Source organism: Bacillus sp. JJ675 (assembly GCF_036963165.1).
GTDB classification, from domain to species: Bacteria; Bacillota; Bacilli; order Bacillales; family Bacillaceae; genus Bacillus; species Bacillus glycinifermentans.
Map to the genome: position 1 here is coordinate 1 of NZ_JBALMR010000120.1, position 14,684 is coordinate 14,684.

The 14,684-nt window shown below is 47.7% G+C and carries 13 protein-coding genes; 12 read left to right on the forward strand and 1 reads right to left on the reverse strand.

Going from position 1 to position 14,684, the window contains the following annotated elements:
- Positions 1-77 precede the first annotated feature (77 nt).
- The gene (rpsT, locus tag V7126_RS23520) at positions 78-344 is read right to left on the reverse strand and encodes a 30S ribosomal protein S20 (RefSeq protein ID WP_046131769.1); all 267 of its coding nucleotides are present in this window, start codon (positions 342-344) and stop codon (positions 78-80) included.
- 204 nt (positions 345-548) lie between these two features.
- Between rpsT and gpr the strand changes: the two genes are divergently transcribed.
- From gpr to mtaB, 12 genes are all read left to right on the forward strand, one after another.
- The gene (gpr, locus tag V7126_RS23525) at positions 549-1,655 is read left to right on the forward strand and encodes a GPR endopeptidase (protein WP_335499763.1); all 1,107 of its coding nucleotides are present in this window, start codon (positions 549-551) and stop codon (positions 1,653-1,655) included.
- A 101-nt stretch (positions 1,656-1,756) separates the two neighbouring features.
- Positions 1,757-2,959: a stage II sporulation protein P gene (gene spoIIP / locus V7126_RS23530; RefSeq protein ID WP_175076601.1), complete on the forward strand. Its 1,203-nt coding sequence runs from the start codon at positions 1,757-1,759 to the stop codon at positions 2,957-2,959.
- A 15-nt stretch (positions 2,960-2,974) separates the two neighbouring features.
- Positions 2,975-3,298: a YqxA family protein gene (locus V7126_RS23535; RefSeq protein ID WP_046131772.1), complete on the forward strand. Its 324-nt coding sequence runs from the start codon at positions 2,975-2,977 to the stop codon at positions 3,296-3,298.
- Positions 3,299-3,440: 142 nt separating this feature from the next.
- Positions 3,441-5,279, forward strand: a complete 1,839-nt coding sequence (lepA, locus tag V7126_RS23540; RefSeq protein WP_046131773.1) for a translation elongation factor 4 — start codon at positions 3,441-3,443, stop codon at positions 5,277-5,279.
- Between the two features lie 60 nt (positions 5,280-5,339).
- Positions 5,340-6,479, forward strand: a complete 1,140-nt coding sequence (gene hemW / locus V7126_RS23545; protein WP_335499769.1) for a radical SAM family heme chaperone HemW — start codon at positions 5,340-5,342, stop codon at positions 6,477-6,479.
- 80 nt (positions 6,480-6,559) lie between these two features.
- Positions 6,560-7,591, forward strand: a complete 1,032-nt coding sequence (gene hrcA / locus V7126_RS23550; protein ID WP_046131775.1) for a heat-inducible transcriptional repressor HrcA — start codon at positions 6,560-6,562, stop codon at positions 7,589-7,591.
- A 77-nt stretch (positions 7,592-7,668) separates the two neighbouring features.
- Positions 7,669-8,259 carry a nucleotide exchange factor GrpE gene (gene grpE, locus V7126_RS23555; RefSeq protein WP_335499774.1) on the forward strand — a complete coding sequence of 197 codons (591 nt, stop codon included), beginning with the start codon at positions 7,669-7,671 and terminating at the stop codon, positions 8,257-8,259.
- Positions 8,260-8,282: 23 nt separating this feature from the next.
- Positions 8,283-10,115 (forward strand): molecular chaperone DnaK, encoded by a 1,833-nt coding sequence (dnaK, locus tag V7126_RS23560; protein ID WP_046131777.1) that lies wholly within the window; start codon positions 8,283-8,285, stop codon positions 10,113-10,115.
- Positions 10,116-10,289: 174 nt separating this feature from the next.
- The gene (gene dnaJ, locus V7126_RS23565) at positions 10,290-11,417 is read left to right on the forward strand and encodes a molecular chaperone DnaJ (protein ID WP_046131778.1); all 1,128 of its coding nucleotides are present in this window, start codon (positions 10,290-10,292) and stop codon (positions 11,415-11,417) included.
- A 23-nt stretch (positions 11,418-11,440) separates the two neighbouring features.
- Positions 11,441-12,376: a 50S ribosomal protein L11 methyltransferase gene (gene prmA / locus V7126_RS23570; protein ID WP_046131779.1), complete on the forward strand. Its 936-nt coding sequence runs from the start codon at positions 11,441-11,443 to the stop codon at positions 12,374-12,376.
- A 24-nt stretch (positions 12,377-12,400) separates the two neighbouring features.
- Positions 12,401-13,168, forward strand: coding sequence for a 16S rRNA (uracil(1498)-N(3))-methyltransferase (locus V7126_RS23575; RefSeq protein WP_046131780.1), 768 nt, complete (start codon positions 12,401-12,403; stop codon positions 13,166-13,168).
- Between the two features lie 2 nt (positions 13,169-13,170).
- On the forward strand, positions 13,171-14,526 hold the full coding sequence (mtaB, locus tag V7126_RS23580) for a tRNA (N(6)-L-threonylcarbamoyladenosine(37)-C(2))-methylthiotransferase MtaB (RefSeq protein WP_046131781.1): 1,356 nt from the start codon (positions 13,171-13,173) through the stop codon (positions 14,524-14,526).
- The last annotated feature ends 158 nt before the right edge of the window (positions 14,527-14,684 follow it).

A 14,684-nucleotide genomic window follows, 5' to 3' on the forward strand; every position in this document is an offset into this window, starting at 1 on the left:
ACTTTTGGGGGTCACTTCAACAGGAGGCCGCTTTTTTTAATAGCAAGCAAAAAAGCTTGGCAGGGCCAAGCTTTCTTTTATGCAGAAAGTCCGTTCACTTTTTTCGCTAAGTTTGATTTGTAACGAGCCGCAGTATTTTTGTGGACAAGACCTTTTTTCGCTGCTTTGTCGATTTTCTTCGCTGCAACGGATAAAGCTGCTTTTGCTTTGTCTGCTTCGTTGTTGCTTACAAGTGTTTCAACTTGTTTGATCGCAGTACGCATTGCAGATTTGATCGTCGCATTGTGTGCGCGGCGCTCATTGTTTGTTTTTGTGCGTTTGATCGCTGATTTAATGTTTGGCAATGTGTTTCACCTCCTAAGAAATAACCTCTGTTCCTTTTTCTATAGGTTAGATCTCCACAATAGAACAAATTGTATTCTATCAAACACACCTTTAGATTGCAATATAAATGTAAAGTATTTTTATTTGAAAGGACGCTTCAGGGAATGTTTGCACTTGCGGCAGGGAACACTAACGACAGTTATGTTTTTGGAGGGAATACAAATATGGAGAAGAAAAAGCTTGACTTGAGCAAATATACCGTTAGAACCGATTTAGCCGTTGAAGCAAAGGATCTGGCGCAAGAAAGGGAAGCGTCTTCCCGGCAACAACTAAAAGGGTTTAAGGTCAAAGAATATGAGCAGGACGGAATCAAAGTCCAGACGATGGATATTGACGAAGAAGGGGCTAAGCTGTCCGGCAAAAAAGCAGGGCGCTATTTAACCTTGGAAACGCAGGGGATCAGGCAGCAGGATTCGGCTCTTCAAGAAAAGGTCATCAATTTGTTTGCAAAGGAGTTTTCCGCTTTTCTTGACTATTTGGGCATTCAGCAGGACGCGAGCTGTTTAATCGTCGGGCTGGGAAACTGGAATGTAACCCCTGATTCCCTCGGACCGCTTGTGACGGAAAGTCTCCTCGTGACAAGGCATCTATTCAAGCTTCAGCCGGAAAACGTGGAGGAAGGCTACCGCCCGGTCAGCGCGCTTTCGCCGGGTGTGATGGGGCTGACGGGGATTGAGACGAGCGATATTATCCAAGGCGTGATCGACCGTTCTAAGCCCGATTTCGTGATTGCGGTCGATGCTCTTGCCTCAAGGGCGATCGACCGCGTCAATTCAACCATTCAAATTTCCGACAGCGGGATTCATCCCGGATCAGGGGTCGGGAATAAACGGAAGGAATTAAGCAAAGAGACGCTCGGCATCCCGGTCATCGCCATCGGCGTTCCGACCGTTGTCGATGCGGTTACGATTACAAGCGATACGATCGATTATATTTTGAAGCATTTCGGAAGAGAGATGAAAGATGACAGCCCGTCCCGATCGCTTGTGCCTGCAGGAATGACCTTCGGAAAACGAAAGGTTTTGACAGAGGAAGACCTCCCGGATGAACAGCAGCGCAAATCGTTTCTCGGAATCGTCGGAAGTCTTGGAGAAGATGAAAAAAAGCAGCTTATTTACGAAGTGCTTGCACCGCTCGGCCATAATTTGATGGTAACGCCGAAAGAAGTCGATTCGTTCATCGATGACATGGCAAACGTCATTGCAAACGGGCTGAACACCGCGCTGCACGAAAAAGTCTCACAGGACAACAAAGGAATGTACAACCACTAGGCGGCTGAAACAGCCGCCTGATTTTTTTCGCCCAATGGCTTGTTCTACTTCCTCTATCTTGCTCATAGTCTATTTACTAGACAAGCTCTGGAGGGATTGCGATGAAAAAAAGAGGCAGAAATCGTCAGTTTGTGCTGGCCGTAAACGCTGGAACCGCGGTGAAAACAGTCTTCTTGTTTATTGCCGGCCTGCTCTTGGTGTTCATTTTGTCAGGGGTGCTCACATCTCTCCGGCCTGAACTGAGACCGTCTTCGTCATTGTACCGGGTGACGGATGAACTGGCGGGTGAAGCGTTTGGACACATTTTAGGGATGGAAAACCGCTATTTTGCATCAGAGCTGCCTGAGCCGAATAAAAGGATTGAGCTTTCGCCGCTTGTTCTGAAACTGGCGACGAGCATTAATTTGAAAGACCCGCGAAGCTTTCTCGGCCGCGAGCTTCCAGGTTTTTCGCATTTTGATTCAGACATTCTCGTCGCTGGACAAGGGACCGATTATACGAACATGCCTTCTGAATCTGCGCCGCCGACAGAAGTCTTAAAAGAAGAAAGAGAAGCAAATCTTGCAGAGATTGAAGGAAAGAAAGAAGACGATGAAAACAAACAACCTCCCGAGCAGTCAACCGGCGACCGGAAAGTGGTATTTATTTATAACACCCATAATACCGAATCGTATCTGCCATTTTTAAAGGGGGAAACCAATCCCGACATGGCCATTCATTCAAAAGCGAATGTCACGCTTGTCAGCGATATGCTCGCTGATGCTTTAAAATCTCAAGGCGTTGGGGCAAAGGTGGATAAAACGGACATTCAAGCGAATCTGAAAAAGAAAGGCTGGAGCTATCCGCGCTCCTATGATGAGGCAAGGCCTGTCGTTAAAGAAGCGATGGCCCGACACAAGGATCTGCAGTATTTTATCGATATTCACAGGGATGCGCAGCGCAGAAAAGCGACCACCACGACGATAAAAGGAAAAAGCTATGCGCGGATCGCATTTGTCATCGGCAAAAAAAGCTCTAATTTTGAGGCAAATTTAAAGCTGGCAAAAGATCTGCATGAGCGCCTTGAAAAAAAATATCCGGGCTTAAGCCGCGGCGTTATATCAAAAGGCGATCCTGGGGATAATGGCGTATATAACCAGGACTTAAACGAGCATTCGATCTTAATTGAATTCGGAGGCGTCGATAATAATCGGGCGGAGCTTGAACGGGCTGCAGAAGCAACGGCCGACGTGTTCAGCGAGATGTTCTGGGAGGCGGAAAAAGTCGATGCAGGCTCGGGTAAAGACGATAAGAAAAAACAATAGAAACAGGTGATAACGGTGGCTTCTTTTATAGGAAAATGCATATTGGCATCCGCTGTCATGTTTTTCGGCGTTCTCGTCGGCATGCAGCAGGCGAATCACGGGATGCTGGAAATGAAGGGCTATAAAGACCCCGATTTAAAAGGAGCGCTCAGCATTTCTGAAGGAGAAGCGATGGAGGCTTCCGTTCTCGGGCACAAAATCGATTTGGAAGAAAAACAGAAGGAGCTTGAACGATTGGAAGCTTTCAACTTCTTTTCCAAAGCCGGCCGCGCGCTGGCAGACTCGGTCACGAACTCAGCCAGGTCTTTGTATGACTGGATTAAGGACAAAACGGAATAAGTCAGAGAGAACGGGTTCCAGGGGAACTCGTTTTTCTCTTTTTTGCGACTACACCTGAGGATTTCTAAACATTGAATCTTCACACCCCTATTGATATAATCTAAGCTAGCGCATGTTGCGTTTCATAGTAGGAGTGATTAGTGTGACAGACAAAGAAAAACGATTACAAAGACAGTCGAGAATTCGCAATTTCTCTATTATCGCCCATATTGACCACGGGAAATCAACGCTGGCAGACCGTATACTGGAAAAAACGGCGGCAATCACTCAAAGGGAAATGAAAGAGCAGTTGCTCGACTCGATGGATTTGGAACGAGAAAGAGGAATCACCATTAAACTCAACTCCGTTCAGCTGAAATATAAAGCAAAGGACGGAGAGGAATATATTTTTCACCTCATAGACACCCCGGGGCACGTGGACTTTACCTATGAAGTGTCAAGAAGCTTGGCCGCGTGTGAAGGCGCGATTCTCGTCGTTGACGCAGCCCAGGGAATCGAGGCGCAGACGCTCGCAAACGTTTACCTTGCGCTTGACAATGACCTCGAAATCCTGCCGGTCATCAACAAAATCGACCTGCCGAGCGCAGAGCCGGAGCGCGTCCGCCAAGAGGTGGAAGATGTCATCGGCCTCGATGCTTCAGAAGCGGTTCTTGCTTCCGCCAAAGCGGGCATCGGGATCGAAGAGATACTGGAACAGATCGTTGAAAAAGTCCCGGCGCCGGACGGCGATCCTGACGCGCCTTTACAGGCTTTGATCTTCGATTCCCTCTACGATGCCTACAGAGGAGTCGTCGCCTATATCAGGGTTGTCCAGGGAACAGTAAAGGCCGGACAGAAAATTAAGATGATGGCGACCGGGAAGGAATTTGAAGTCACGGAAGTCGGCGTATTTACGCCGAAAGCCGTTCCTGTCGATGAATTGACGGTCGGCGATGTCGGATTCCTGACGGCGGCGATCAAAAACGTGGGAGACACCCGCGTAGGGGATACGATCACGAGCGCGGAAAACCCGGCCGAGGAAGCCCTGCCCGGCTACAGAAAGCTGAATCCGATGGTGTATTGCGGACTGTATCCGATCGACACCGCGAAATACAACGATTTGCGGGAAGCGCTTGAGAAGCTTGAGCTGAACGACTCTTCACTTCAATATGAAGCGGAAACCTCTCAGGCTTTAGGATTCGGCTTCCGCTGCGGATTCTTGGGCATGCTTCACATGGAGATCATCCAGGAGCGGATTGAACGCGAATTTAAGATTGATTTGATTACGACGGCGCCGAGCGTTATTTACGACGTTTACATGACTGACGGCGAAAAGATCATCGTCGACAATCCGTCAAACATGCCTGATCCGCAGAAGATTGAGCGTATTGAGGAGCCGTACGTGAAAGCAACGATGATGGTGCCGAACGACTTTGTCGGTGCGGTCATGGAATTGTGCCAAAATAAGCGCGGCCAGTTCATCGACATGCAGTACCTCGATGCCAACCGGGTCAGCATCATTTACGAAATTCCGCTGGCTGAGATCGTCTATGAATTTTTCGATCAGCTGAAATCGAGCACAAAAGGCTATGCGTCATTTGATTATGAACTGATCGGCTATAAGCCGTCTAAGCTCGTCAAGATGGACATCATGCTGAACGGCGAAAAAATTGATGCACTTTCCTTTATCGTTCACCGCGATTATGCGTATGAGCGCGGAAAGGTAATCGTCGAAAAGCTGAAAGAACTCATTCCGCGCCAGCAATTCGAAGTGCCGGTTCAGGCTGCCATCGGCCAAAAGATCATCGCCCGTTCGACGATCAAGGCGATGCGCAAAAACGTTCTGGCGAAATGTTACGGCGGAGATATTTCCAGAAAGCGCAAACTGCTTGAAAAGCAAAAGGAAGGAAAGCGAAGAATGAAACAGGTCGGCTCTGTCGAAGTTCCGCAGGAAGCCTTTATGGCTGTGCTGAAAATGGACGACAGCAGCCAGAAATCATAGGCCTTTTTCCGCCGCAGCTTAACACACTGCGGCTTCTTTCCGTAAAAGAAGGTGAACATAATGAAATCCGCTTATATCCACATTCCGTTTTGCGAACACATCTGCCATTATTGCGATTTTAATAAATTTTTTATTCAGAGCCAGCCTGTTGACGACTACTTGCGCTATTTGGAAAAGGAAATGTCCAATACAATGGAAGCCATCGAGGCCCCCGAGCTGAAAACGATTTTTATTGGCGGAGGCACTCCGACCTCATTATCGGCCGTTCAGCTTGAACGGTTGCTTGATACAGTCAACTCGGTTTTAAAACCGGGCGAAAACCTCGTTGAATTTGCAGTGGAAGCCAATCCGGACGATCTGTCGTCAGAAAAGCTGAACGTATTGAAGCAAGCCGGTGTAAACAGGCTGAGCTTCGGCGTTCAAACGTTTGAAGATGAGCTGCTGAAGAAAATCGGCAGGGTTCACGAGAAAAAAGATGTGTTCGTTTCCTTTGAAAGGGCGAGGGAGGCCGGATTTGAAAACATCAGCCTTGACCTCATGTTCGGGCTGCCGGGACAGACGATTGACGATCTGGCTGCATCGCTTGAGACCGCACTGTCTCTCGACGCTGAGCATTATTCGGTTTATTCGCTTATTGTGGAGCCGAAAACCGTTTTTTACAATCTGATGAAAAAATGCCGCCTTCACCTGCCGCAGCAAGAGCAGGAGGCGGAGATGTATGAGCTCGTCATGAAAACGATGGCCGAAGCCGGCATACACCAGTACGAAATCAGCAACTTCGCGAAAAAAGGGTTTGAAAGCAGGCATAACCTCACATATTGGAGCAATGAAGAGTACTTTGGCTTCGGAGCGGGCGCCCACGGCTATATCAATGGCAAACGAACCGTAAACGCGGGCCCTGTCAAGCATTATATCGAGCTTATCGACAAAACCGGTTTTCCTTATAAGGAGAGCCATCCCGTGACAAGAAATGAACAGATTGAAGAAGAGATGTTTCTCGGCCTGCGGAAAACAGCCGGCGTAAGCAAAGAGCGGTTTTTCGAAAAATACGGAACGCCTCTTGACGGCCTTTTCCCGGACGTTTTGCGTTCACTTGAAGAAAAAGGACTGATTTTGAATACGGAAAAAAGCGTTCGTTTGACACACGGCGGAAAGCTGCTGGGAAATGAAGTGTTTCAGGCATTCTTGGGTGAGTTATAATTGACATTTTGATTGGGGTTTGGTAATTTTGATATACAATTAGCACTCGGGTGTCGTGAGTGCTAACAGGGGTGATATGGATGTTAACAAATCGTCAGCTGTTAATCTTGCAGGTTATCATCAACGATTTTATTCGTTCAGCTCAGCCGGTGGGATCAAGAACGCTTTCTAAAAAGGAAGACATCACATTCAGCTCGGCTACGATCAGAAACGAAATGGCTGACTTGGAAGAGCTTGGATTTATCGAAAAAACCCATTCATCTTCAGGCAGGATTCCTTCTGAAAAAGGCTATCGCTATTATGTTGATCATTTGCTTTCTCCTGGAAAGCTGTCAAAGACGGATTTGAAATTAATACATTCCATCTTCAAGGAAAAGATCTTTGAGCTTGAAAAAGCCGTGCAAAAGTCAGCTCAAGTCTTATCAGACCTGACCAATTATACATCGATTGTCCTCGGGCCAAGGCTGAGCGAGAATCATTTGAAACAGATTCAGATCGTGCCGATCCAGCCGAATAAGGCTGTCGCCATTCTCGTGACAAACACGGGACACGTCGAGAATAAAACGATTAATTTTCCGGCGGAGGTCGACCTTTCAGACCTCGAAAAGCTGGTTAACATATTAAACGAACGCCTTGCAGGCGTCCCGATATCAGAGCTTAAAGACAGAATTTTTAAGGAAGTGGTCATCTTCCTGCGTGCGCATATCCGTAACTATGACGATATTTTGCATGCGCTCGCGGCTACGCTTGATTCTTCGGCCCAAACCGACCGCTTGTTTTTCGGCGGCAAGATTAATATGCTGAATCAGCCCGAATTTCACGATATCGACAGGGTGAAATCGCTGTTGTCGCTTATTGAGAAAGAACAGGAAGTTCTGCGGCTTTTCCAATCGACGGAAGCCGGAATCACCATTAAAATCGGCAAAGAAAATGATTACGAAGAAATGGAAAACTGCAGTCTGATTACCGCCACTTATACGCTCGGTTCAAAGCAGATCGGCTCGATCGCGGTCATCGGACCGACGCGCATGGATTATGCCCGTGTCGTCGGATTGCTCCAGCATGTATCATCTGACTTGTCAAAAGCGCTGACGAGTTTGTATGATGGGTAAGGCAGTACTGAAAGCAGGCAGGAGGGAGCTCTCCCTTCTCTACATATGCAAGGTACCTTTAAGGGAGGTGAACACAGATGGCAGAAGAAAAACAAAACCAGGAACAAGAGGAACTGGAAGAATTGAATCAGACGGAAGCAGAAGGAGCTGAAGTTGAAGCAGAACAAGCCGCTTCTGAAGCCGATGAACAGGCTGAAGAAAACCAAACTGAACTGCTTGAAAAACAACTGAAAGAACTTCAAGAACGTCTTGATGAAAAAGAAAATAAACTTTTACGTGTTCAGGCGGATTTCGAAAATTACAAAAGACGTGCCCGCCTTGACCTTGAAGCCGCGGAAAAATACCGTTCACAGCGCATCATCAGCGATTTGCTCCCGGCGCTCGACAACTTTGAACGCGCCCTCGGGATCGATCCTGACAACGAACAGACGAAAAGCCTGCTGCAAGGAATGGAAATGGTGCACCGTCAAATTTTGGATGCACTTCAAAACGAAGGCGTTGAAATCATTCCTTCTGTGGGCGAACAATTCGACCCGAATCTGCATCAGGCCGTGATGCAGGTTGAGGATGAAGCATATGAATCGAATGCAGTCGTTGAGGAGCTGCAAAAAGGCTATAAACTTAAGGACCGGGTGATCCGTCCTTCTATGGTAAAAGTAAATCAATAACTACATAGCAGGAGGTTATTTTCATGAGCAAAGTTATCGGAATTGACTTAGGGACAACGAACTCATGCGTTGCAGTGCTTGAAGGCGGAGAGCCGAAAGTCATCCCTAACCCAGAAGGAGCCCGCACGACTCCGTCAGTTGTAGCATTTAAAAACGGAGAGCGCCAAGTGGGTGAAGTGGCAAAACGCCAGTCCATCACGAACGTGAATACGATCATGTCGATCAAACGCCATATGGGCACAGATTATACAGTTGAAATCGAAGGCAAAAAATACACGCCGCAGGAAGTATCTGCGATCATCCTTCAGCATTTAAAATCTTATGCTGAAAGCTATCTTGGTGAAACAGTCTCTAAAGCCGTAATTACCGTTCCTGCATACTTCAACGATGCGGAGCGCCAAGCGACAAAAGACGCCGGTAAAATCGCCGGACTTGAAGTCGAGCGGATCATCAACGAGCCGACTGCGGCTGCGCTTGCTTACGGCTTAGACAAAACGGATGAAGATCAAACGATTCTTGTATACGACCTTGGCGGCGGTACATTCGACGTTTCGATTCTTGAGCTTGGCGACGGCGTATTTGAAGTTCGCGCTACAGCGGGCGACAACCGTCTCGGCGGGGACGACTTCGACCAAGTCATCATCGACCATCTCGTATCAGAATTCAAAAAAGAAAACGGCATCGATCTGTCCAAAGACAAAATGGCGCTTCAGCGCTTGAAAGATGCTGCTGAAAAAGCGAAAAAAGACCTTTCCGGCGTATCTTCAACACAAATTTCCCTGCCGTTTATCACAGCAGGGGATGCAGGTCCGCTTCATCTTGAACTGACCTTGACACGCGCTAAATTTGATGAGCTTTCTTCACACTTGGTAGAACGCACGATGGGCCCTGTCCGTCAGGCGCTTCAAGATGCAGATCTTTCTGCAAGCGAAATTGACAAAGTCATCCTTGTCGGCGGATCTACGCGTATTCCTGCCGTACAGGAAGCAATCAAAAAAGAAACGGGCAAAGAGCCGCATAAAGGCGTAAACCCTGATGAAGTTGTTGCGCTTGGTGCAGCGATCCAAGGCGGCGTCATCACTGGCGATGTAAAAGACGTTGTTCTTCTTGACGTAACGCCATTATCTCTTGGTATCGAAACAATGGGCGGCGTGTTTACCAAACTGATCGACCGCAACACAACAATTCCGACAAGCAAATCACAAGTGTTCTCAACAGCGGCCGACAATCAAACAGCGGTTGACATTCACGTGCTACAAGGTGAGCGCCCAATGGCTGCCGACAACAAAACGCTCGGACGCTTCCAGCTTACAGATATCCCGCCGGCACCGCGCGGTGTTCCGCAAATCGAAGTATCGTTTGATATCGACAAAAACGGTATCGTCAACGTAAGTGCGAAAGATTTAGGAACAGGCAAAGAGCAGAACATCACGATCAAATCTTCCTCAGGTCTTTCTGATGAAGAGATCGAACGCATGGTCAAAGAAGCTGAGGAAAACGCCGAAGCCGATGCGAAGAAAAAAGAGGAAATCGAGATTCGCAACGAAGCAGACCAGCTTGTCTTCACAACCGAAAAAACGCTGAAAGACCTTGAAGGCAAAGCGGATGAAGCACAAGTGAAAAAAGCGAATGAAGCAAAAGACGCGCTAAAAAGCGCAATCGAGAAAAATGACCTTGACGAAATCAAGGCGAAAAAAGAAGAGCTGCAAACGATCGTTCAAGAGCTTTCAGTGAAGCTTTACGAAGAAGCCGCTAAACAAGCGCAATCTCAGGAAGGCGGAGAAGCGAAAAAAGCGGATGACAATGTCGTAGACGCTGAATTTGAAGAAGTGAACGACGACCAGGACAAAAAGTAAGAACAATAGAATCGGCTGTGCGGGTATTGCCTAAGCATGGCACATGACGATAAAAGTCAAAGTCAGGATCTCTTGACTTTGACTTTTTTCTTCCTTAAGGACAAAAGGAATTGAAAAAACATAATTTGAAATGATACAATCTAATTTATGTGAGAAAATCGGGAGTGTGAAGAGATGAGTAAGCGTGATTACTATGAGGTGCTTGGGGTAAGTAAGAGCGCTTCAAAAGATGAGATAAAAAAAGCTTACCGCAAGCTTTCCAAAAAATATCACCCGGATATTAACAAAGAAGCAGGAGCGGCTGATAAATTCAAAGAAGTCAAGGAAGCATACGAAACGCTTTCCGATGATCAAAAACGTTCGCACTACGACCAATTCGGCCATACCGATCCAAATCAGGGATTCGGCGGCGGAGGTTTCGGCGGAGGCGACTTCGGCGGCTTCGGTTTTGACGATATTTTCTCAAGCATATTCGGAGGCGGCACACGGAGAAGAGACCCGAATGCCCCGCGGCAGGGAGCAGACCTGCAATATACGATGACATTGTCCTTTGAAGAAGCTGCTTTCGGAAAAGAGACGACGATCGAAATCCCGCGCGAGGAAACGTGTGAAACATGCCACGGCTCAGGTGCAAAACCGGGAACAAAACCGGAAACTTGCTCACACTGCGGAGGGTCTGGCCAGCTGAACATGGAGCAGTCGACACCTTTCGGCAAAGTCGTCAACCGAAGAGTTTGTCATTATTGCAACGGTACCGGAAAGCAAATTAAGCATAAGTGTTCAACGTGCGGCGGCACAGGAAAAGTGAAAAAACGCAAAAAAATCAATGTCACCATTCCGGCAGGCGTGGATGACGGCCAGCAGCTTCGGGTCGCCGGACAGGGTGAACCAGGCATAAACGGCGGACCGTCTGGTGACTTATTCGTCGTTTTCCGCGTTCGCGAGCACGAATTTTTCGAGCGCGACGGAGATGACATTTACTGCGAGATGCCTTTGACCTTCGCACAGGCTGCGCTCGGGGACGAAATCGAAGTGCCCACTCTTTACGGAAAAGTGAAATTAAAGGTTCCCGCAGGAACGCAAACGGGTACAAAGTTCCGCTTAAAAGGAAAAGGCGTGCAAAATGTCCGCGGATATGGTCAAGGCGATCAGCACATTGTCGTCCGTGTGGTCACGCCGACCAATTTAACGGAAGCCCAGAAAAACATTCTCCGCGAGTTCGCAGAAGTGAGCGGAAATGTGCCGGATGAACAGGAAATGAGTTTTTTTGACAAAGTAAAACGCGCCTTTAAAGGTGATTAATGATTGGATGAGGAGTTGGTAGTATGAAATGGTCCGAAATTTGCATTCACACGACAAATGAAGCGGTGGAGCCCATCTCAAATATTTTGCATGAAGCCGGTGCGAGTGGAGTGGTAATTGAAGATCCGCTTGATTTAACAAAAGAACGTGAGAATGTGTACGGAGAAATCTACCAGCTCGACCCCAATGATTACCCTGATGAAGGGGTCATTATCAAAGCGTATCTCCCGATCAACAGCTTTTTGGGAGAAACCGTAGAAGGAATCAAGGAAACGATTAACAACCTTCTGCTCTATGATATTGACCTTGGAAGAAATAAAATTACCATCAGTGAAGTGAATGAAGAAGAATGGGCGACAGCCTGGAAAAAATATTATCATCCCGTTAAGATTTCCGAGAAATTTACGATTGTTCCGACATGGGAAGAGTATACGCCGGTTCATACGGATGAGCTGATCATCGAGATGGATCCGGGCATGGCATTCGGAACAGGCACGCATCCGACGACGGTCCTTTGCATACAGGCGCTTGAGAGGTATGTAAAAGAAGGAGATTCGGTCGTGGACGTCGGTACGGGAACGGGCATTTTGAGCATCGCTTCCGCCATGCTCCGCGCTGACCGGGTAGAGGCGTACGACCTTGATCCGGTGGCCGTCGAAAGCGCCCGTCTGAATTCCAAGCTCAATAAAGTCAGCGATCGCATCGAGATCAAGCAAAACAACCTGCTCGACGGAGTCGCGGGAGAAAAAGACGTCATCGTCGCCAATATTTTAGCCGAGGTCATACTTCGTTTCACAAAGCAAGCCTACAGCCTGCTGAAACAAGATGGCTACTTTATCACGTCGGGAATCATCCAGCAGAAAAAGCAGGAAGTCAAAGACGCTCTTCTAAAAGAAGGATTCACGATCATTGAAGTGCTGTCAATGGAGGACTGGGTCAGCATCATCGCCAAAAAATAATCGTTAGTAGGTGTCTAAAAGCGTATGCAACGATATTTTATCGAACAAACAAAACAAGAGATCGCAGCATCTTCCGCCATCGTCATCAAAGGAGAGGACGTCCACCATATCGCAAATGTGATGAGAATGTCGCCCGGCGACCATGTCGTGTGCTGTGCAAAGGACGGCCATGAAGCCGAATGCCGAATCGAATCTTTGTCAAAAGAAGAGGTTAATTTAAGCGTTGTGGACTGGACAGGGAAAAATCGCGAGCTCCCGATTCGCGTCCACATCGCAAACGGCCTCCCGAAAGGCGATAAGCTCGAATGGATCATTCAAAAAGGCACAGAGCTCGGCGCCAGCTCGTTTTTGCCTTTTGCAGCGTCGCGGTCAGTCGTCAAGCTCGACGAAAAAAAGGCGAAGAAAAAACGGGAAAGGTGGGCGAAAATCGCCAAGGAAGCTGCGGAACAGTCCCACAGAAACAAAATTCCCGAAGTGGAGCGCGTCCATACGTTTCAAGGCTTGCTTGAAAGCCTTCCAAGCTTCGATAAATGTGTCGTTGCATACGAAGAGTCATCGAAACAAGGAGAAAACAGCGGGTTTCAGTCTGTGATTAAAGATCTGCCGGAAGGTTCTTCCCTGCTAATGGTGTTTGGTCCGGAAGGCGGCTTTTCAGAAGGCGAAATCGAAGCGCTCAAGGAAAAAGGCGCTCTCGCCTGCGGGCTCGGTCCCCGCATTTTAAGGGCGGAAACCGCGCCGCTTTACGCTTTAGCGGCAGTTTCCTATCATACAGAGTTACTAAGAGGTGAATAACAATGGCAACCGTTGCATTTCATACCCTAGGCTGCAAGGTCAACCATTATGAAACTGAAGCGATCTGGCAGCTTTTTAAAGAAGCCGGCTATGAAAGAAAAGAATTTGAAACGAGAGCTGACGTATACGTCATTAATACATGCACTGTCACAAATACAGGCGATAAAAAAAGCCGCCAGGTGATCAGACGGGCGATCCGTCACAATCCCGACGCCGTTATTTGCGTAACCGGCTGCTATGCTCAGACTTCACCTGCGGAAGTCATGGCGATCCCCGGAGTAGACATCGTCGTCGGTACACAGGACCGCGAAAAAATGCTTGGATATATCGAGCAATACAAAGAAGAAAGGCAGCCGATCAACGGCGTCGGCAACATCATGAAAGCCAGGGTGTTTGAAGAGCTTGACGTTCCGGCGTTTACCGACCGGACGCGTGCTTCTTTGAAGATTCAGGAAGGCTGCAACAATTTCTGCACGTTCTGCATCATTCCGTGGGCGCGCGGCCTTCTCCGCTCCCGTGATCCGGAAGAAGTCATCCGCCAGGCGCAGCAGCTTGTCGATGCAGGCTATAAAGAAATCGTCCTGACCGGAATTCATACCGGCGGGTACGGAGAAGATATGAAAGATTACAACTTTGCACAGCTTTTAAGAGAATTGGACAGCCGTGTAAAAGGCCTGAAAAGAATCCGCATCTCATCCATTGAAGCAAGCCAGATTACCGATGAAGTCATCGAAGTGCTCGACAGCTCCGACAAAATCGTCAGACACTTGCACATTCCGCTTCAGTCGGGTTCCAACAGCGTGCTGAAACGAATGAGAAGAAAATATACGATGGAATTTTTCGCAGACCGTTTAACAAAGCTTAAAAAAGCACTCCCTGGACTTGCGGTCACATCTGACGTCATCGTCGGTTTTCCGGGGGAAACGGAAGAAGAGTTCATGGAGACGTATAACTTCATTAAAGAACACAAATTTTCAGAGCTCCACGTCTTCCCGTACAGCAAGCGGACGGGTACCCCTGCCGCGCGCATGGACAATCAGGTTGACGAAAACGTGAAAAACGAACGGGTTCACAAATTGATTGCCCTGTCAGACCAGCTCGCAAAAGAATATGCGTCAGACTACGAAGGAGAGGTTCTCGAGATCATTCCTGAGGAGCGGTTTACGGAAACGGGTGAAGACAACTTATATGTCGGCTATACCGACAATTATATGAAAGTTGTATTCGAAGGATCTGAAGACTTGATCGGACAGCTTGTGAAAGTGAAAATCGCAGAAGCGGGCTATCCGTATAATAAAGGACAGTTCGTCCGCATCGTGGACGAAGACGTTCCAGAAAGCATGCGTCTTTCATCTTAAATGTTTGAAAAAGCCGGTTCGCCAACAAGGTTGATATGCTCCCCTAAAGGTAGACAGATGAAATAAAAAAATCTGTTTGCCTTGGGGGAGTTTTTTCATGGCTGGAAAATGGTTTTCAAAAGAAGAAAAATTGAATATTCTATCAGAATGTGATCAGG